We start from the raw sequence: 17,364 nt of genomic DNA, 5'->3' as shown, positions 1-17,364 counted from the left end.
GTGAACGTTTATCCTGTTTAATGCGACATAAGCACAAAGGGTCATTTACAACAAAATAGAAGCCGGAGGAGCTCTCATGTCAGCAAAAGATCTTGCCGATTACCTTGGTCAGCGTGTTGCGAGATTAGGGATTTCTAAGTCAGAAGTTGCCCGGCGTGCCGATATTTCACGCCAAACATGGTATCGATTGCTCAGTGAAGATATTACTGATGCGAAATTATCGACGATGGTGCGGTTAGCGGAGGCATTGGAAACTACTCCAATGTTTTTATTAAACATCTATTTTGGAGAAGAAACTTCTGAAGATACACGGCGCTTACACTCTTCTGCCGATGATCACCGCCGTGCGCAAGCGTGATTGCCCGAACTGTGACATCTTGTCGAAATCACTGCGACTGATCGGTAAGTACTGATTATCCAGCGCAAAGCGGTAGTCGGGTTCATTGATGTAAGGGTCATGGATGTAGATGAAACGCTTGTCGATCGCCGCGACCACGACCCAATGCGGGGTCTTTTTGTGGTCGAAGCGGTAGGTGCTGATCAGCACCAGTGGCACATGGCCTTGTTCTAGTGCCGCTTCCAATTCCACTTGGGTAATGTTGGTGTAATGCACCGGGGCGGCCTGTTCCGCCAGTTGGTGCAGGAAATCCTGATGTACCTGTTCAATCACCTGCTTTTTGTCTTCATCGCGCACCGAGTCAATAAACGGCGTTTCGGTTGAAGACAGGTAAGTTGCAGCGCTGTAACCGCGTCGGATCGCCGCCAACGCCAACCCCACCGGGCTGCACCCGCCATGCCCTGCCATCATGTAAATGGTGGTGGATTCGCGCCAGATGCCCAACTCTTCGCTCATGCTCATGGTTTGTTGGGCGCTGAGGGCTGCCATGCCCATCATCAAGGCTGCCGGGCCGCAGGTAAAATCAGTGTGTTGTGGGTAATAAGGCACATCCACATGGGTGGTTTGGGCTTTGGGGTGCAAGATACGTTTTTGCAGGCGCAGCGCATCGGCATGGTCTTCGTAATAATCCTTGTATTCGCCGAAGGGCTTGTAACCCAAACGCTGGTAGAGGCGAATGGCACTGTCGTTATCGGTGCGTACTTCCAAGCGCATACTGACGCGCCCGTTTTCGGCACAGGCTTTTTCAGCGTGTTCGAGCAATTGTTGGGCGATACCGCGCCCGCGCTGGCTGGCATCGACGGCAAGGGAGTAAATACGTGCCAGATGCGTGCCCCGGTGCAATAATGCCAGCACATAACCTGCGAGGGTTTGCCCCTGATACGCCACCAGAAAACAGTTTTGCTCGTGTTGCAGGAAATAGCGGAAACTGCGGCGGCTTAAGCGGTCGCTATCAAAGCTGGCGTTTTCCAGTGTGACCAGCGCCGCAATGTCGGCGTTGGTGGCGGGACGAATATCGGTTGCAAACATGCGGGGGTAGCCTTAAATTTACCAAAATTAATTATTACACGAACGATGGGGATAACGCTTACATGCCTGACTATTTGTTGCTGGTCGATGACCTCAAGCATTGGAAAAAAGATTTTCCCGAACACCCGCTGGCAACGGTCAAGGATTATCTGACGGGGGAGGTGTGGGCGAAGCGTCCGCATTTGCATGTCATCAATTTGTGCCGCGACTTGTCTTACCAAAGTCTCGGTTACTATGCGTCCTTGCTGGCGGAAGCGCGGGGGCATCGGGTGCTCCCCACCGTCAGCACTTTGCAGGATTTGACCCGCAAGACCTTGTACGGTCCGGTGCTGGACGATCTGGATGCATTGGTCAACAAAGCGCTGGGGCAAGAAGCACATGGCGTGGATATTTCGCGCTTTGAAATCGTGCTGCATTTCGGTAAATGCGACAGCGAAACCCTGCGCCCCTTGGCACGCAAACTCTATGAGGCGTTCCGCGTACCGTTATTGCGGGTGGAATTTCGCCGCAATGGGCGCTGGCGCATCAGCAAATTGCGGGCGGGAACGTTGGATAAGTTGAGTTACCCGCAGGAACATTTTTTCCTGCAAGTGCTCGACAAGCAAGTCCGCCAACGTTGGCAAAAGCCTGCGAGTGCCAAACAGGCGCGTTACGATCTGGCGATTTTGCATAACCCGGAAGAAAAGTTGCCACCGTCGGATGCGAAAGCCTTGCAAGCCTTCATCCGCGCGGCTGCCGAACAGGGCATTGCAGCGGAACTGATCACGCCCAAGGATTTCGGGCATTTGCTGGAATACGATGCGCTGTTTATCCGCGAAACCACGGCCTTGAATCACCATACTTACCGTTTTGCCCGCAAGGCTGCCAACGAGGGCATGGTGGTGATTGATGACCCGGATTCGATCCGCCGCTGTGTGAATAAGATTTTCCTGAGCGAATTGCTGACGGCGAATGGGGTGGCGACGCCTGCGAGCCTAATTCTGGCGAAAGGCGAATTGGATAAGGCAGAGCAGCAACTGGGCTACCCGGTGGTGTTGAAAATTCCTGACGGGTCGTTTTCGCGGGGCATGTTCAAGGCGAGTAATCGCGAGGAAATGGAGCGTGCAGCGGCGGAATTGTTCCAGCATTCGGCACTGATTCTGGCGCAGGCGTATACTTATACGGAGTTCGATTGGCGCATCGGGGTGTTGAATGGCGAGGCGTTGTACGCGTGCCGTTACTTCATGTCACGCGGGCATTGGCAAATCATTAACCACAATACCGGCGGCAAGGCGAAAGAAGGCAAGTGGGAAACCTTGCCTGTGGATGCTGTTCCGGCTACGGTGTTAGCAACGGCATTACGGGCTGCGGGTTTGATCGGCAATGGCTTGTACGGAGTCGACCTGAAACAGACCGCTACCGGGGTGGTGGTGATTGAGGTCAATGACAACCCTAGCCTAGAGTATGGCGTGGAAGACAAGGTGCTGGGTAAACAGCTTTACCAGCGGATCATGGGTGAGTTCCGGCGACGGCTGGAGCAGGGATAGCGATAGAGGAGCGGATACTATGCAAGCAGAATTTTGGCTTGAGCGTTGGGAACAAAACCAGATTGGTTTCCATCAGCCTGAAATCAATAGCCATTTACAAGCATTCTGGGGGCGGATGGTCGTGCCTGCCGGTGGCCGGATTTTTGTGCCTTTGTGTGGCAAAAGTCGCGACATGCTGTGGTTACAGGCGCAAGGTTTTAACGTGACCGGGATAGAGATCAGTGCGATTGCTGTCCGCGACTTTTTTGCCGAGAATGGCTTGAAGCCAACCGTTACCCAGCAAGGCGCGTTTGAGCGTTGGGAATGCGATGGTCTGGTGATTTTGCGGGGTGATTTTTTCCAGTTGAGTTCCGTGGATGTGCGGGAATGTGCCGGGGTGTTTGACCGTGCCTCGCTGATTGCCTTGCCGCCGGAGATGCGGGTTCGTTATGCACAACACTTCATGGCTATCTTGCCACCGGGTGTGCAGACTTTATTGATTACGCTGGAATATGATCAGAGCGAAATGAAGGGGCCGCCGTTTGCGGTGCATGAGTCGGAAGTGCGGGGCTTGTACGAGCAACAGTGTACGGTGGAACGTCTGTTGGTGCTGGATGCGCTGGCTGATGAACCCGGTTTCCGCCAGCGGGGCGTAACCCGGCTGGAGGAAAAGGTGTATTTGCTGACGCCGAATTAAGGGAATTATTGCGGAGGGGCAGTAGCCGCGACTGTTTCAGGTTGCGGTGCTGTTGTCTTGTCAGGTTTATTGAACGCATACAGGGTGGCGATGCCAATGCCGATGGCAGCCACAACAGCAACTATTTTTAGTTTGGAGTCGCCTGATTTGTCTTCAACGCCTAGTTGACGACGGGCTTCTTGATACATTGAATCGCTTTCATAACGCTTGGCGCTTTCTTCTGCTGCCTTGATGCTTTTGCTGAGTTCGTTTTCGTATTTCTGGCGTTCGCTTTCCACGGCTTCTTTCATGCGCTGGGTGCGCAGGAAACTGTCACCGATCACACCGCATGCTTCACATTTTTCATTGTGCTCTTTGGTTTGAACTTGCTGGTGTTTGCAGGCAGGGCAGGTGTACAGCGGGCCGGTGAGTTGGGTATTTTCTTCCAGAGGAACCAGTTGTAGGGTGGGGCGTATCGCGCATTTGATAGCCAATGTGCTGAGTTGCTGGCTGATGGCTTCGGCTTCGACCTGACTGATGTTTTCGCGGATGGATACCATGCCGTTGTTGAACAGTAGCGCATCCGACAGCTTGAATTCGAGGTAAGGGCTGTTGTCATCCAGCAAGGTGAGGACGTCGCGCACCAAGGCTTCGACCGATTTGTCGGAGCTATGCCCGGTGACGACGAGATCGAACAGTTCTGGTATTTGAGCTTTTGGTGACTCTGACATGGCTTTTATCCTGTTTTTTATTAGAGGGTATAAGCAGTCCGACAGGATGTAAATGATGGGCAGATGAACGCGCTATTCGGGGTCAGGCGGCTTTTGCGGGTGTTTGCCGCAGCCACAGGCTTCCGGCACGGGGTCAACCCCGCCTTCGTTCCACGGGTTGCAGCGGCCGATGCGGCGAATGGCGAGCCAACTGCCTTTGAGTGCGCCGTGGGTTTCAATCGCTTCCTTCGCGTAATGCGAACAGGTGGGGTAGAAGCGGCAATTGCTCCCCAGCATCGGGCTGAGGAACAATTGGTAGAAGCGGATAATGAGGATGAGTGGGTATTTCATGCCCTCGATTATACGGTGTTGCTACGCTCCCGTACTACCTCAAAACGATCATCCACCAGCAACTCGCCGTTGCGGAACACTGGGCGCAGCAAATTGCTTTCCCACGACAGGGCATCTTCGCGGATGGTTGTCAGCTTGCCAGCATCGCGAATTACCGCCAGCCGCCCACGTTTGGAGTGCTTGCCGGAATCGGTGACCGGCTGTTTGTACACGTCACGCCATGCACCATTGATCTGGATCGCGGAAGCTTTCATGGCAAAGCTCAAGGTGTCGCGGTTAACCTTCTGCAACAGCCCGCCGCCCATGCCAAACGCGACGTTTTCGGTGGAAAAGCCCGCTTGCTGGATACGTTGCAAAATCACGCCGATGGAGTCCACATCCACCCCGTCGCCTTGGATCACCCGCACGCAATCACTCAGCACTTTGTAACCCTTGCTGTTTACCCGTCCGCCGAATTCGGCATACAGGCGTTCCAGCACTTCCGGCACGATGTCTTCTGGCACGCCGGAATCAGGGCGGATCACCACGGTTGCGCCGCTGCTTTCGACTTGCGCCCGCAATTGCTTGCCCCAAATCTCGGAAACCGCGTGGTGAATGTCGTAGGAGTCGGACACCACCGCTAACAATTTCCCCGGTTTGGCGAATTGCTTGAGCATATTGGCGTAAGCGTCTGCTTCGCCATCGCGTCCCCACGCGGTAATGGTGGAGTGTTCCGCCGCCGGAATCGAGAAGCCCGCCATGTCTGCGCCGTAATATTTCCGCGCTGCCAGCAAGGCCACAACCGTATCCGTGCCCATGAAATTGACCAAATGCGCCATGCCGCCGAGGGCTGCGGATTCGTGGGAAGACACTCCGCGAGCGCCGAAGTCGTGCAGTTTGAACGGGAGTTCCGCGTCCGGGTTTTCGCAAGTGGCTTCGAGTGATTGGCGGATAGTCTGTTTAACTTGCCATGACAGTGTGGCAACAGTAGTTGGATACCAAATCGCCCGCAACAAGGCGGTTTCCAGATACGACGTCAGCCAGTAGGCTTGCGGGTCGGTATTGCGCACCTGTACCAGCGCAGTGCCGGTGGGGACTATCATGCCTTCGGGCAAAGCTTCGATTTCGATGGGCAGGAAACCACCGTGCCGTTGCACAATCTGTTCCCAGCCCAAGCGGTAAAACGGTACGCCGTGCGCGGCAAACACCGCTTCCGCTTCGTCAATATCGGCGAGTGTGACGGGCTTGCTCAAGGTTTCTTTCAGGAATGCCTGCAAGCCGAAGAACAGCGATTGTTTGAACTGCCCGCCGCGTGCTTCGATGTAGGATGACACAACGTCCGCTCCGGCAGGGTATTGCAGGAAGTGGCTGGCTTTGTAGCTGTCAGTGTTGAGAATCAGGTTGGTGAACATAGGAAATCCTCCTGTGTTGAGAGTTAAGCGCCGGTCTATCCAGCGCGGAAAGTGAGAATGTTTACCCAATCATCGTTTTGATGATCTGGAAATGGTCTTCAAACAAGCGTTCAGGGTCGAGGTCGCCCAACGGAACCCAGAAAGCCTGTTGCGCATCGTCGCCGCCTTTCACTTTCGGCAGGCCGTGTGCATCGGGTTTGAGTTCGATCAGGAATGCATGGGTAATGGTGCGCCCGCGTGCGGAACGGTAGGGGTCATCGAAGACCTGTTCCTTCACAATCGAGCCTGCCAACACCGGCGCGGGGACTTTGATGCGGGTTTCTTCACGCAATTCGCGGATGACCGCCTCGCGCAGCTTTTCGTGCGGGTCGAGGAAACCGCCGGGTAGCGCCCATTGGCCTTTGCCGGGGCGGGCTTTGCGTTCGATCAGCAAGATGTGCCCGGCTTGCACCACCACTGCATCGACCGTGACGAAGGTGGGTGCGTAAGGCGCCGCTTCCCAGCCCTTGCGGTATTGGTTGACGAATTCCCATTCACCTGCAATGTGCTGGAAGGTGGCGGATTCGCGGAAGGTTTCCAGCCACCCTTGCACGGCATCAGGCAATTCGCCTTGCGCGGTGCCGTGTTGGAAATACTGTTCACGCAGCGGAGTGGATGACAGCCCGCGCACGTTGTCCACCGCGACCGATTGCCATTGTGGGAACATCGACAGGTAGTAGGAACTGTGGTCTTTGCTGTGCCCGATCAGGCCGATGCGCGGCGCGGCACTGCCCACTTTGGGTGGAAAGCGGCAAGTGATGCCATGCACCGATTGTTGCACAAGGGTAATCCAGCCTTGCTCGTTGTACGTGTCATCCAGCAAGGGTGCGAGGATCAGGCGTTCACCTGCCTCAGGAAACACCGCCCGGATAAACTGTTCGCGTTCGGCAAATGTCCACGGGTTACGCAAGGTGCGCGGCTGGCAACTGGAACCGACTAGTACAATGACGCGCTCGGCACGCTGCAACGCGGTTTCAACCACGGCTTGGTGGCCTGCATGAAAAGGCTGGAAGCGGCCGATAAAGACCAGAAAATCGAAATCAGGTTTGGACATGTCAGTAAGCTCCTTACTGAAAATGGTTGATCTTGGTCTATCCAAGATACTTATCAGTAGACACCTGTTAGTGAGGTGTGTCAATTACCTCTCATCTGGTGATGAAGTGTCTGGTTATCTATCGTTTTTTCATTTCCCACTGGTCGATGTATGCAGTGCTGAGCCAACAGCAAATTTGCTGGTTCAGCGGACGAAAATTCACGAAAAGAATGCGTGAATGTTGGATCGTGTGTTAATCGGCTGTCCATTTAAAGGTTGCGGCACCGATCAGCAGGAAGACTACCGACATGCCCGCCAATACCAGCAAATGCCCGCTAATATCGGCCAGCCCCGCGCCATCCAACATAATGGCGCGGGCGGCGCTCAGCATGTGCGTCAGCGGTGATAACTGGCTCAGCCATTGCATGACCGGGTTAGTGCCTTCCATCGAAAACCACACGCCGGACAGCACCATCATCGGCCAAGTCAACAGGTTGAGCAACCCGCCTGCCAACTCCTCGCTGCTGACCCGTGCCGCTACCACCAGACTCAGCGCAATCAGGGTGAAAGCGCCCAACACCAATACCAGCAATAGGTTCAGATAACTGCCTTCCACCGTGAAGTGCATGAACAGGTTTGTGCCGGTAAACACCAGCGAAGTCACCGCCACCACCAGTAACAGCCGCGAAAACACCTGCGCCAACAGGAATTCGGAGGCGCTTAACGGCGTCGCATTCAGGCGTTTCAAATAGCCGCTTTTGCGATAACGCACGATCACGAATCCGACCCCGAACAAGCAACTGAACATCAAATTCATCCCCAGAATGCCGGGAACCACCCAGTCGACGTAGCGGATTTCTTCGCCTTTTACGCTCTGTTTGGTCAGTTGCGCCCCGTCAGGGCTGCCTTCCAGCAAGCGTTCCAGAAAGTAGCCTTTCTGCGAGTCGCTATTGACCCAGTAATGTTGCTGCCCGGCACGCAAATCCAGCAGCATGTCGACCTGATGCCGCCCGACCTTGCGCACGGTGGTGTCCACTTGTTGCGGGGTAATGTCGTAAAAATTGACGTGCTGGGTTTGCAGGAACGGGTGATTGGCTGGCTGTTCCGCCACCACCGCCACCTTGAACAGCGGCTGGCCTGCGCCGGAAAACACGAAGGCCAGCCCGAAGACCAGCGCCACCGGTAAAATCAGATTCCAGCCCAATGAAGAGCGGTCGCGTAAAAATTCCAGAGTGCGGGCGTAAAAGGCCGCCCAGATGCGTTTCATCATGCGCGTAACTCCTTGCCAGTCAATTCGAGGAACAAGTCTTCGAGGGTGCGGGGGCGTACTTGTAAGCCCGCTAACGATGCGCCGTGCTGGATCAATTGTGCCAGCGTGCCGTTGACATCCGGGGTGATGATTTCCACCGTGCCGCGCACTTTGTCGAGGTAACGGTGTGGAATATCTTTGGCCGCTTCCGGGAAATCGCTTTGCGGCAATTCGATGATTACGTCCTGAAAGTGTTTCGCTAGCAGCGCGTCGGGTGAACCGTGGGCAATGATTTTGCCGTGATCCATGATGGCGATTTCATCACACAAGTTGTAAGCCTCTTCCATGTAATGCGTGGTCAGCAGCACGGTTTTGTTGCGTGCCTTGATGCTGTTGACCAGTTCCCAGAAATTCAGGCGGGCTTGCGGGTCGAGGCCGGTGGTGGGTTCGTCGAGGAAGACCACATCGGGGTCATTCACCAACGCGAGTGCCAGCAACATGCGTTGGCGTTGCCCGCCGGAAAGTTTGCTGGCATCGCGGTCGAGGTAATCTTTCAGGCGGCAGATTTCCACCAGCTCTTCCAGTGGTAGGCCGTTGGGATACAAGCTGCCGAAGAACTTGAGGTTTTCGCGCACCGTGAGGAAATCCTGCAAGGCAGTCGATTGGAACTGGATACCCGCTTCCTGCCGGAAACGTGCGCCCTGTGGCTCGCCTTTGTAGAAAATTTCGCCGGAGGTGGGCTTGATAATGCCTTCCATCATTTCGATGGTGGTGGTTTTGCCCGCGCCATTGGGACCGAGCAAGCCGAAACAGATGCCTTGGGGAACGGCGAAGTCGATACCATTGACGGCATTCACGCCGGGGTATTGCTTGTGCAGGTTGCGGACTTCCAGAATCGCTTGGGTCATCGTGCCTTTTCCTGAGTTAGAGGCGGCTATGATGGCACAAAATCAGTAGAGTATCAGGTGAATTGTGCCCCGCACCAATAAGCCCGCGCACGCCCCCAATAGGGCGGGGCGCATCACTTCTGCAACACGCGGATGCACACTGGCAAACAAGGCAATTCCCACAATATCTAGCGGATTGGTGGCAAAACCGACCATGCGATTCAACTCCAACGCGGTCAGACTGCCTTGCTGGATCAAGTCGATGGTGACTGCCATGAACGCTGTGCCACCCGCAATAAACTTGGTAATTAAGGGCAAAACGGCGGCTTCCGGCAAACCGATCAAGGCCAGCACGGGCGCTAACAGTGTGGTTAAGCCCACGATAGCGCCGCTGGCTTTGAGCGCATTCACGAAACACAAGGCCAGCACTAACATGGGGATGGAATTCACCACGATTTTCATGCCCTCCAAGCCACCGTCGGACAAAATGCGTATGGCGTTTTTGCCCTTGTACGGGGAAACATCCGGTGCTTCAGCCGGAAAGGCTTCATCATCCCAGCCCGTTTTCGGGGTTAAGTAATGGTAGGTCACGCTAGCCGCCAACAGCCCGCCGAGCACGGAGGTGAACAATGACATCCCCACGTCCAGCCCGAAGGCCGCCAGCGGAAATGACACATTGGCTTGTGTCATCACCATCATCATCGCCAAGGTGGCGGCAATATGCCGACGCGAGGTTCCGCCCTGTCCCATCAGTGCAAAGGTGGGAATGGGGGCGGCAAAACTCACCAGCAGCATTTTCACCGCCGCAAAAATGCCCAAGCCGGGTATGCCAAACGGTTTCAACACCGGGCTGAGTAAGCGTGCCACCCACGCCAACACGCCCCAAGCATCCAGCAACTTCATCAGTGCCAGCATGACCACCATAATGGGTAACAAGGTGTATAGCGCGAGGTCAACGCCAGTGCGCCCACCCGCCAGAATGACTTGAATAATGGTTTCCATAGCGCCTTAAAACGTTGGTGAATGTGTTGGGGTGGTGTGCAATTTCCACAGCAAGCCCATGCCAACTAGCATCAGTGCTGCGGCCATCAACAAGCCGCCCTGATAACTGCCGGTCATTGCCGCGATGTAGCCCGTGGCGGCGGGTGCAATGATTTGTGCCACGCCGTAACTCAAGGTCAAACGTGCCATCGCTTTGGCGGGATTTGCCGGGTAATGTCGCCCAATAATGGTCAAGGTGAGGCTGACAATGCCGATAAAGGTTGCGCCGTAAAGTGCTGCACTAAACACCGCGACGGCGGCATTCATCGAAAGGGCAGGCAGGAGAATCGCCACGATTTGCCCAGCAAAGGCCAGTTGCAACGCAGGCATATCGCCGATACGCCGTGAAACATGATCCCAGACAAAACACGCCGGTGTTGCCGCAACCCCAACCAGTACCCAGACCCAACTGCCCAAGCCATTGAGGGTGGGAATTTTTTCCACCATTGCCACGGTGAAAGTGCCACTGACTACAAAACCGACCCCAGCACAGAAATACATGGCAATCATTAGCGCCAACCACTGACGAGAAGGTGGTGCAGGCGGGGTAGCCTGTTGCTTATTCGCAGGCGCGGGTTCAGGCAACCACAACCAAGCTGGAATGAACAGTAAGACGCTTAATAATCCCAAAGCTACCCACTGTTGCGCCCAATCCAGATGGACTGCTGCCATGAGCACCGCGACCAGCCCAGATACCAGAATACCACCACCCAAGCCGCTGAAGTGGATGCCTAATTCCGGGCGATGCCCATTGCGCATTAACCAATTCAGCATCAAGCCCGAGCCGATCAGCAAGCCAGCCGCACTGCTCAATCCTGCCAGATAACGCAACAGTGACCACAGCAGCATGTCTTGCGTCATGGCCATGCCGAAAATGCTCAAGACCCCCAGCACCAAGCCTGCGCGGTATAACTGATATTTGGTGTGCAAGCTGCTGATGGATGTCGCCAGTAAAGCGCCGCTCATGTAACCCATGTAATTGAAGGTTGCCAGCCAGCCCCCCGCGACTTCGGTCAGCCAGGTTTCCGAGCGCATCACCGGCAAGAGCGGCGTATACGCAAATCGCGCCAGCCCTACGGTGAGGATCAGGCTGCAAATACCTGCCAGCAATACCTTCCTTGTGTCTGTCGACCGCCACATACCCGCACCTTGTCGCTAATGATTAGCGCGGGATTATAACGCTGCTAAACGATCCAATGCCCGATAACTCAAGGCTTCGGTTAAGTGTGGGGTGCGGATTTCGGGACTTTCTGCCAAATCGGCAATGGTGCGTGCCACTTTGAGGATACGGTGGTACGCCCGTGCCGACAGTTTGAAACGTTCCATCGCCGCATTCAGCAGTTTCTGGTCTTTTTCTGCCAACAGGCAATACTGGTCGACATCGCGTCCGCTCAGGGCGTTATTGATCTTGCCTTGGCGGGTGTGCTGGCGGGTGCGGGCTGCTTCGACCCGTTGGCGCACGACTGCGCTGGTTTCGCCGTGTTTGAGCGATTGCAAATCTTCCTGTTTCACCCGTGGCACTTCGATTTGCAGGTCAATGCGGTCGAGAAAGGGGGCGGAAATGCGGCTGCGGTGTTTGCGTTGGCGTTCCGGGGTGCATTCGCAGTTGTCACGCAGGTCACAGGCGCGGCCTTGCGGGCAAGGGTTCATCGCTGCCACCAACTGAAATTTGGCGGGGTAAGTGGCTTGGCGGGCGGCGCGGGACAGGGTGATCTTGCCCGTTTCCAGCGGTTCGCGCAGCACGTCCAGCACATTGCGGTTGAATTCGGTGAGTTCGTCGAGGAACAAAATGCCGTGGTGAGCGAGGGAAATTTCCCCCGGTTTGACTTGCGAGCCGCCGCCGACCAAGGCGACGCCGGACGAGGTGTGGTGCGGTTCACGTACCTGGCGTTGCCCCCAGCGGCTGGCTTCAAAGCCGTGGTGGCTGATGGAGGCGATGGCGGCAGATTCGAGCGCTTCCTCTTCCGACAGCGGCGGCAAAATGGTGGCGAGGCGGTTGGCCAGCATGGTTTTACCTGTGCCGGGGGGGCCTACCATCAGCAGGTTGTGGCCTCCGGCGGCGGCAATTTCCAGCGCACGGCGTGCCATGAATTGGCCTTTTACGTCGCTCAAGTCAAACGGGTAGGTGGTTTCGGCGGTTTCAACGGCTTGTTCCCAACGCACCAGCGGTTCACTGCCGTGCAGGTGTTCGACCACTTCGCTGAGGGTGCTGGCGGCGTAAACTTTCAGCCCTTGGATCAGGCTGGCTTCGGCGGCGTTGTCTTGCGGCACGATTAGGGCTCGTCCCGCTTGCAAGGCGGCGAAAGCTGTTGGTAACACGCCGCGTACTGGGCGCAATTGCCCGCCTAAGGATAATTCGCCGATGAATTCGTAGCCTTGCAATACGTCGTGAGGTAACTGCTCACTGGCAGCTAACATACCAATGGCAATGGGTAGGTCGAAGCGCCCACCATCTTTGGGGATGTCGGCAGGGGCGAGGTTGATAGTGACGCGCCGTAACGGAAAGTTGAAATTGGAATTGGTCATGGCAGCTTTGACACGATCGCGGCTTTCTTTCACCGCTGTTTCTGGCAGGCCGACGATGGAAACACCGGGCAGGCCATTCGCGAGATGCACTTCCACGCTAACCAGTGGTGCATCCAGCCCGTTATTGGTACGGCTATAAACGATTGCAAGGCTCATGGTAGGTCTGTTGTTATTATTGGAGTTTCAGGGGCTTTGATTTTGTGATTTTCCGGCGGCCTTATCAAATCAGAGTGATGAATGGCGCGGTAGATTTTGAAATTAAGGTATTCTAGATTTTGTGCAGACGGTGACGTTGCGCTAACTTAATGCTAACTCGCTATTTCTAGCGTGTGAATACTCTCTCGCAAGTCTTTGAATTTATTGGCGCACCCGGCTGGAATCGAACCAGCGACCCTCGGCTTCGGAGGCCGATACTCTATCCCCTGAGCTACGGGTGCGTCGTGAAAGCGCATCATACCCAACCCTTGCCCCTGAGTCTATCGCCACTTTAGTGCAGTAAACCGCATTTTTTAGTATGATTAAGGTCAAGTTTTCTCTAGCAATACATAGCGAATATTAGTATTTGTGAATATAATCTGCCGGTTTACGATTTTCTAATGCTTAGATTCACAGATTGTCGGGCAGCTACCGCCCAATCTACAGGAGGATAAAGTGGCTCACTCTACACATAAAGACCCTATGGCTAAGCCAGTATTGGTTGGTGGTCTTGCCTTGATCGGTACGACGATTTTTGTACTGGTTTCCAACTTGTTCAGCACAATTGACAAGAACTCGACCAAAGGCGCTGAAGACACCTCGATGGCAGCAGCGGCTGCTGATATCAACCTTGCCCCGATTGGTTCTGTGGTTACTGTCGATAAGTCCATCGTCAAGGAAGCGCGTTCTGGTGAAGCGGTTTACAACGCCGTTTGTACCTCTTGTCATGCTGCGGGCGTGTTGGGTGCTCCGAAGCTGGATGATAAAGGCGCATGGGAACCACGGGTAGCGCAAACCCTGAAAGTATTGCTGGATCATGCGACCAATGGTATCCGTTCCATGCCTGCTCGTGGGGGTGATCCTACGATTACGGATGAGGAACTGCTCAACACTATCGTGTACATGACAGGTAAAGCTGGTTTTGATTTGTCAGCTGACGCGAAAGGGTTGGTTCCGGGAAGCGCGGATGCAGCTCCAGCCGTTGCCGCAGCGCCTGCTGCTGAGCAAGCTGCTGAGCAAGCTGCCGCTGCCCCGGCTGAAGCGCCTGCTGCTGAGCAAGCTGCCGCTGCGCCTGCTGCTGAGCAAGCTGCGGCTGCTCCGGCTGAAGCGCCTGCTGCTGAGCAAGCTGCGGCTGCCCCGGCTGAAGCGCCTGCTGCTGAGCAAGCTGCGGCTGCTCCGGCTGAAGCGCCTGCTGCTGAGCAAGCTGCTGCCCCGGTCGCTGCTGCTGCCATTGATGGTGAGAAAATCTACAAAGGTATTTGTTTCTCTTGCCACGATGTGGGTATTGCTGGTTCCCCGAAACTGGGCGACAAAGCCGCTTGGGCTCCACGTATCGCTACAGGTAATGACGCGATGTACCACAACGCGATCAACGGCAAAAATGTCATGCCTGCGAAAGGTGGCAACCCAGCGTTGTCTGACGATGAAGTCAAGGCTGCTGTCGATTTCATGGTGGGTAAATCCCAGTAATGTCGTCATGGCATAACAGTTAAAGAAAGGCGCAATTTGCGCCTTTCTTTTTTGCGGCGCACCCAAATCCGGGTAGTATGCCCACATGAAAACACCTGACACCCAATACGCCTACACTTGGCAAGAATTGTTCCAGCAAATGCTACGGCATCGCCGCGAATTGGTGATCGCCAACCTTGTCGCCTTGTTTGCGGTACTGATCAGTGTGCCGATCCCGCTCTTGATTCCGCTGCTGGTCGATGAAGTCCTGCTCCACAAGCCCGGCTGGTTGGTAGCGAGGATGAATGAGCTGTTCCCCACTGAATGGCATGGACCAGTGTTATACATCACCTTCATCACGGTGCTAACGGTCATCATGCGCTTGGCGGGCTTGCTTGCCGGGGTATGGCAAAACCGCGAATTCACCCTGATCAGCAAGGAACTCACCTACAGCATCCGCCGTCGCTTGCTGGGGCATATCGAAACCGTGGCGATGACCGAATACGAAACCCTCGGCAGTGGCACGGTCAGCTCGCGGTTGGTGGTGGATGTGGAAACCATCGACAACTTCCTCGGCATCAGTATCAGCAAATTCATTGTGGCGGTGCTCTCCCTGATCGGCGTGACGGCCATCCTGTTATGGCTGCATTGGCAACTGGCCTTGTTCATCTTGCTGCTCAACCCGCTGGTGATTTTGCTGACCACCAAGCTCGGCGGTTACGTCAAGGATCTGAAAAAGCAGGAAAACAGCGCGTTTGAACGGTTCCAGCAAGCCCTCACCGAAACGCTCGACACCATCCAGCAAATTCGCGCCAGCAATCGCGCCAGCAGTTTCTTCGGGCGAGTGACCACCCATGCGCAGGAAGTGAAACAGCACGCCGGGCAATTCGCGTGGCGCAGCGATGCAGCCAGCCGCTTGTCGTTTACCGTCTTCATCGCCGGGTTTGACCTGTTCCGCGCAGGCAGCATGTTGATGGTAGTCTTTTCCGACCTGAGCATTGGCGAAATGTTCGCGGTATTCAGCTACCTGTGGTTCATGATGGGGCCGGTGCAAGAAGTGCTGGCGATCCAATACGGCTGGTTTGGCGCACGAGCAGCCTTGCAGCGCATTAATACCCTGCTGGCGATGCAGCCCGAGCCACATTACCCCCATCTCCACGACCCGTTTGCAGGCAAAACCACGGTCAGCGTGCGGGCGGAACACATTACCTTTGCCTACGGTGACAAGCCGCCGGTCTTGCGTGATGTGAACCTCACCATCAAGGCGGGGCAGAAAATTGCACTGGTGGGAGCCAGCGGCGGCGGCAAATCCACCTTTGTGCAAGTGCTGTTGGGGCTGTACCAGCCGCAGCAAGGGCAACTCTATTTTGATGATGTGCCCGTGACAGAAATAGGGCTGGATGTGGTGCGTGAACACGTCGCCACGGTATTGCAACAACCGGCGCTGTTCAACGACACGGTACGCGCCAACCTGACACTGGGGCGCGATGCCAGCGACGCGGAGTTGTGGGAAGCGTTACGCATTGCGCAACTCGACGCCACCATTCGCGAACAGGCGCAAGGTCTGGAGACGATCGTCGGGCGGCAAGGAATGCGGCTTTCCGGCGGGCAACGCCAGCGGCTGGCGATTGCGCGGATGATTTTATCGAACCCCAGCGTGGTGATTCTGGATGAGGCGACGTCGGCACTGGATACGGCAACGGAGCAAAAGCTGCACGCTGCTATGAGTGAATTCTTAGCGGGACGCACTACCCTGATCGTGGCACACCGCTTGAGTGCCGTGCGCCAGGCTGATCACATTTTCGTGTTTGAAGACGGCGGTATCAGTGAGCAGGGGAGTCATCAGCAATTGCTGGAGCAGGATGGTCTGTACCGGAAGCTGTACGGCTAGGCGTATTTTTCGGCTTGAAATGATGAATATATTCATCAATAATGGCTTAAATCCACTTTTTGATGAATATATCCATCATGTTAGAAGCCATCGGTGAAACCATCCGCTCCGCCCGCCAAGCGCGGGGCTGGAGCCAGCAACAGCTTGCCGACCTGTGTCATCTTGACCGTACCACCATCGGCGCACTTGAGCGCAATGCTTACAACGACATCGGTATCCGCAAGGTAGATCGGGTGCTCATGGTGCTGGGCAAAGTCCTTACCACCCAGGATGCAGGCTTGCCGACGCTGGATGAGTTGAAGGTGCAGTATGGCGGCGGTTGATGTGTACACCGGGCATCATCGTCCTACACCCGCCGGACGCTTGAGCGCCAGCCAACAGCAATACCATTTTAGCTACCGCCACGATGCGCCCGAAGCCTTGTCGCTGACTATGCCACTCCGTCACGAAAGCTATAGCCACGCGCAATGACAGCAACGGTGAAGCCTTGGGCTTTGAAGATTTTTGCGGGCTGCAAGCCAAAGGCACGAAGCATTTGATTTGGTCAGCACCGTTCCCTATTTGCCGCATGACACGATGGCCTTGACGTTGACTGGCTCGAAACGTTGGCCTAAGCGCAAGGTGTTACAGGCATTTGCCAAGCAGCATTGCCAGCTTGCTGCGCAACAAATTGGCGAAATTGAGGCGGCGGTGGAACAGGCTATCCGGCAAAATTTGCCGCTGTTGGAACGCTTGCAGCAGCAATATGCGGGGTTTGCGCCGATTGGGGAAGGTTTGCATACTTTGTTGCTAACGCCATTACCATAATGCTTGGATATTGGTAGAACCCGTCAGCCGGAAGCGCCCCGGCAATTGCTTAGGAGCGTGTCCGAAACAACTTCCCAAAGAGGGCGTATGCAATACGCCCCTACAGCGGATGGTCTTGGTAGGGGCGTATTGCATACGCCCTCTTCACGGTTGTGCCGAGTCAGGGATGTTGTTTCGTGCATGTTCCT

Annotated in this window: 19 protein-coding genes and 1 tRNA gene; 8 read left to right on the top strand and 12 right to left on the bottom strand. The window is 55.4% G+C overall.

Annotation, left to right across the window (positions count from 1 at the left end; translation table 11 throughout):
- Positions 1 to 76: 76 nt before the first annotated feature.
- Positions 77 to 358: a helix-turn-helix domain-containing protein gene (locus Q394_RS21880; protein WP_084260387.1), complete on the top strand. Its 282-nt coding sequence runs from the start codon at positions 77 to 79 to the stop codon at positions 356 to 358.
- Here Q394_RS21880 and rimI read toward each other — a convergent pair.
- Positions 317 to 1,426, bottom strand: a complete 1,110-nt coding sequence (gene rimI, locus Q394_RS0107690; protein WP_028488766.1) for a ribosomal protein S18-alanine N-acetyltransferase — start codon at positions 1,424 to 1,426, stop codon at positions 317 to 319. The genes Q394_RS21880 and rimI overlap by 42 nt on opposite strands.
- 62 nt (positions 1,427 to 1,488) lie before the next feature.
- Here rimI and Q394_RS0107685 point away from each other — a divergent pair, with 62 nt between their 5' ends.
- Positions 1,489 to 2,952: a RimK family protein gene (locus Q394_RS0107685; RefSeq protein WP_028488765.1), complete on the top strand. Its 1,464-nt coding sequence runs from the start codon at positions 1,489 to 1,491 to the stop codon at positions 2,950 to 2,952.
- Positions 2,953 to 2,971: 19 nt separating this feature from the next.
- Positions 2,972 to 3,628, top strand: a complete 657-nt coding sequence (locus tag Q394_RS0107680; RefSeq protein WP_028488764.1) for a thiopurine S-methyltransferase — start codon at positions 2,972 to 2,974, stop codon at positions 3,626 to 3,628.
- Positions 3,629 to 3,633: 5 nt separating this feature from the next.
- On the opposite strand, the gene Q394_RS0107675 is transcribed toward Q394_RS0107680, so the two are convergent.
- From Q394_RS0107675 to Q394_RS0107630, 10 genes are all read right to left on the bottom strand, one after another.
- Positions 3,634 to 4,338 (bottom strand): flagellar basal body-associated FliL family protein, encoded by a 705-nt coding sequence (locus Q394_RS0107675; protein WP_028488763.1) that lies wholly within the window; start codon positions 4,336 to 4,338, stop codon positions 3,634 to 3,636.
- 72 nt (positions 4,339 to 4,410) lie between these two features.
- Entirely contained in the window at positions 4,411 to 4,668 is a 258-nt protein-coding gene (yidD, locus tag Q394_RS19515) for a membrane protein insertion efficiency factor YidD (RefSeq protein WP_038140866.1), read from the bottom strand.
- Positions 4,669 to 4,676: 8 nt separating this feature from the next.
- Positions 4,677 to 6,059, bottom strand: a complete 1,383-nt coding sequence (locus Q394_RS0107665; RefSeq protein WP_028488762.1) for a nicotinate phosphoribosyltransferase — start codon at positions 6,057 to 6,059, stop codon at positions 4,677 to 4,679.
- A 61-nt stretch (positions 6,060 to 6,120) separates the two neighbouring features.
- Positions 6,121 to 7,152, bottom strand: a complete 1,032-nt coding sequence (locus Q394_RS0107660; RefSeq protein ID WP_028488761.1) for a bifunctional nicotinamide-nucleotide adenylyltransferase/Nudix hydroxylase — start codon at positions 7,150 to 7,152, stop codon at positions 6,121 to 6,123.
- A 232-nt stretch (positions 7,153 to 7,384) separates the two neighbouring features.
- Positions 7,385 to 8,401, bottom strand: a complete 1,017-nt coding sequence (locus Q394_RS0107655) for an ABC transporter permease (RefSeq protein ID WP_028488760.1) — start codon at positions 8,399 to 8,401, stop codon at positions 7,385 to 7,387.
- On the bottom strand, positions 8,398 to 9,288 hold the full coding sequence (locus Q394_RS0107650; protein WP_038140863.1) for an ABC transporter ATP-binding protein: 891 nt from the start codon (positions 9,286 to 9,288) through the stop codon (positions 8,398 to 8,400). The genes Q394_RS0107655 and Q394_RS0107650 overlap by 4 nt, the downstream gene beginning before the upstream one ends.
- 42 nt (positions 9,289 to 9,330) lie before the next feature.
- On the bottom strand, positions 9,331 to 10,269 hold the full coding sequence (locus tag Q394_RS0107645) for a nucleoside recognition domain-containing protein (protein ID WP_028488758.1): 939 nt from the start codon (positions 10,267 to 10,269) through the stop codon (positions 9,331 to 9,333).
- A gap of 6 nt (positions 10,270 to 10,275) precedes the next feature.
- Complete coding sequence (locus tag Q394_RS19510; RefSeq protein ID WP_038140861.1) at positions 10,276 to 11,448, bottom strand: YbfB/YjiJ family MFS transporter; 1,173 nt, start codon at positions 11,446 to 11,448, stop codon at positions 10,276 to 10,278.
- Positions 11,449 to 11,481: 33 nt separating this feature from the next.
- A complete protein-coding gene (locus Q394_RS0107635) occupies positions 11,482 to 12,990 on the bottom strand; it encodes a YifB family Mg chelatase-like AAA ATPase (protein WP_028488757.1) in 1,509 nt (502 codons plus the stop codon).
- A gap of 205 nt (positions 12,991 to 13,195) precedes the next feature.
- Positions 13,196 to 13,271: transfer RNA gene (locus Q394_RS0107630), tRNA-Arg, on the bottom strand.
- A 214-nt stretch (positions 13,272 to 13,485) separates the two neighbouring features.
- Here Q394_RS0107630 and Q394_RS0107625 point away from each other — a divergent pair.
- The 5 genes from Q394_RS0107625 to Q394_RS0107605 all read left to right on the top strand — a co-directional run bounded on the left by Q394_RS0107625 (position 13,486) and on the right by Q394_RS0107605 (position 17,176).
- A complete protein-coding gene (locus Q394_RS0107625; protein WP_028488756.1) occupies positions 13,486 to 14,499 on the top strand; it encodes a c-type cytochrome in 1,014 nt (337 codons plus the stop codon).
- Between the two features lie 85 nt (positions 14,500 to 14,584).
- Positions 14,585 to 16,369: an ABC transporter ATP-binding protein gene (locus tag Q394_RS0107620; RefSeq protein WP_028488755.1), complete on the top strand. Its 1,785-nt coding sequence runs from the start codon at positions 14,585 to 14,587 to the stop codon at positions 16,367 to 16,369.
- Between the two features lie 77 nt (positions 16,370 to 16,446).
- Positions 16,447 to 16,692, top strand: a complete 246-nt coding sequence (locus tag Q394_RS0107615; RefSeq protein ID WP_038140858.1) for a helix-turn-helix transcriptional regulator — start codon at positions 16,447 to 16,449, stop codon at positions 16,690 to 16,692.
- Positions 16,679 to 16,840 (top strand): HipA N-terminal domain-containing protein, encoded by a 162-nt coding sequence (locus tag Q394_RS22335; RefSeq protein WP_156946769.1) that lies wholly within the window; start codon positions 16,679 to 16,681, stop codon positions 16,838 to 16,840. Before Q394_RS0107615 ends, Q394_RS22335 begins: the two co-directional genes overlap by 14 nt.
- A 69-nt stretch (positions 16,841 to 16,909) precedes the next feature.
- On the top strand, positions 16,910 to 17,176 hold the full coding sequence (locus Q394_RS0107605; protein WP_028488753.1) for a hypothetical protein: 267 nt from the start codon (positions 16,910 to 16,912) through the stop codon (positions 17,174 to 17,176).
- On the opposite strand, the gene Q394_RS22330 is transcribed toward Q394_RS0107605, so the two are convergent.
- Positions 17,168 to 17,311 carry a hypothetical protein gene (locus tag Q394_RS22330; protein WP_156946768.1) on the bottom strand — a complete coding sequence of 48 codons (144 nt, stop codon included), beginning with the start codon at positions 17,309 to 17,311 and terminating at the stop codon, positions 17,168 to 17,170. The two genes, Q394_RS0107605 and Q394_RS22330, sit on opposite strands and share 9 nt — an antisense overlap.
- Positions 17,312 to 17,364: the final 53 nt, after the last annotated feature.

Source organism: Thiothrix lacustris DSM 21227 (assembly GCF_000621325.1).
Classification (GTDB): Bacteria; Pseudomonadota; Gammaproteobacteria; order Thiotrichales; family Thiotrichaceae; genus Thiothrix; species Thiothrix lacustris.
Note: the sequence above shows the minus strand (reverse complement) of the source record. Positions and strands in the feature narration are given on the sequence as shown.

Excerpts from the sequence above, each read along its gene's own strand:
- Q394_RS19510 (WP_038140861.1), bottom strand. The coding sequence starts at position 11,448 with ATGTGGCGGTCGACAGACACAAGGAAGGTATTGCTGGCAGGTATTTGC.
- rimI (WP_028488766.1), bottom strand. The coding sequence starts at position 1,426 with ATGTTTGCAACCGATATTCGTCCCGCCACCAACGCCGACATTGCGGCG.
- Q394_RS0107680 (WP_028488764.1), top strand. The coding sequence starts at position 2,972 with ATGCAAGCAGAATTTTGGCTTGAGCGTTGGGAACAAAACCAGATTGGT.
- Q394_RS0107660 (WP_028488761.1), bottom strand. The coding sequence starts at position 7,152 with ATGTCCAAACCTGATTTCGATTTTCTGGTCTTTATCGGCCGCTTCCAG.
- Q394_RS0107620 (WP_028488755.1), top strand. The coding sequence starts at position 14,585 with ATGAAAACACCTGACACCCAATACGCCTACACTTGGCAAGAATTGTTC.
- Q394_RS22335 (WP_156946769.1), top strand. The coding sequence starts at position 16,679 with ATGGCGGCGGTTGATGTGTACACCGGGCATCATCGTCCTACACCCGCC.
- Q394_RS0107645 (WP_028488758.1), bottom strand. The coding sequence starts at position 10,269 with ATGGAAACCATTATTCAAGTCATTCTGGCGGGTGGGCGCACTGGCGTT.
- Q394_RS0107635 (WP_028488757.1), bottom strand. The coding sequence starts at position 12,990 with ATGAGCCTTGCAATCGTTTATAGCCGTACCAATAACGGGCTGGATGCA.
- Q394_RS0107685 (WP_028488765.1), top strand. The coding sequence starts at position 1,489 with ATGCCTGACTATTTGTTGCTGGTCGATGACCTCAAGCATTGGAAAAAA.
- Q394_RS0107675 (WP_028488763.1), bottom strand. The coding sequence starts at position 4,338 with ATGTCAGAGTCACCAAAAGCTCAAATACCAGAACTGTTCGATCTCGTC.
- Q394_RS0107650 (WP_038140863.1), bottom strand. The coding sequence starts at position 9,288 with ATGACCCAAGCGATTCTGGAAGTCCGCAACCTGCACAAGCAATACCCC.
- Q394_RS0107655 (WP_028488760.1), bottom strand. The coding sequence starts at position 8,401 with ATGATGAAACGCATCTGGGCGGCCTTTTACGCCCGCACTCTGGAATTT.
- Q394_RS0107615 (WP_038140858.1), top strand. The coding sequence starts at position 16,447 with ATGTTAGAAGCCATCGGTGAAACCATCCGCTCCGCCCGCCAAGCGCGG.
- Q394_RS22330 (WP_156946768.1), bottom strand. The coding sequence starts at position 17,311 with ATGCAATACGCCCCTACCAAGACCATCCGCTGTAGGGGCGTATTGCAT.
- Q394_RS21880 (WP_084260387.1), top strand. The coding sequence starts at position 77 with ATGTCAGCAAAAGATCTTGCCGATTACCTTGGTCAGCGTGTTGCGAGA.
- yidD (WP_038140866.1), bottom strand. The coding sequence starts at position 4,668 with ATGAAATACCCACTCATCCTCATTATCCGCTTCTACCAATTGTTCCTC.
- Q394_RS0107665 (WP_028488762.1), bottom strand. The coding sequence starts at position 6,059 with ATGTTCACCAACCTGATTCTCAACACTGACAGCTACAAAGCCAGCCAC.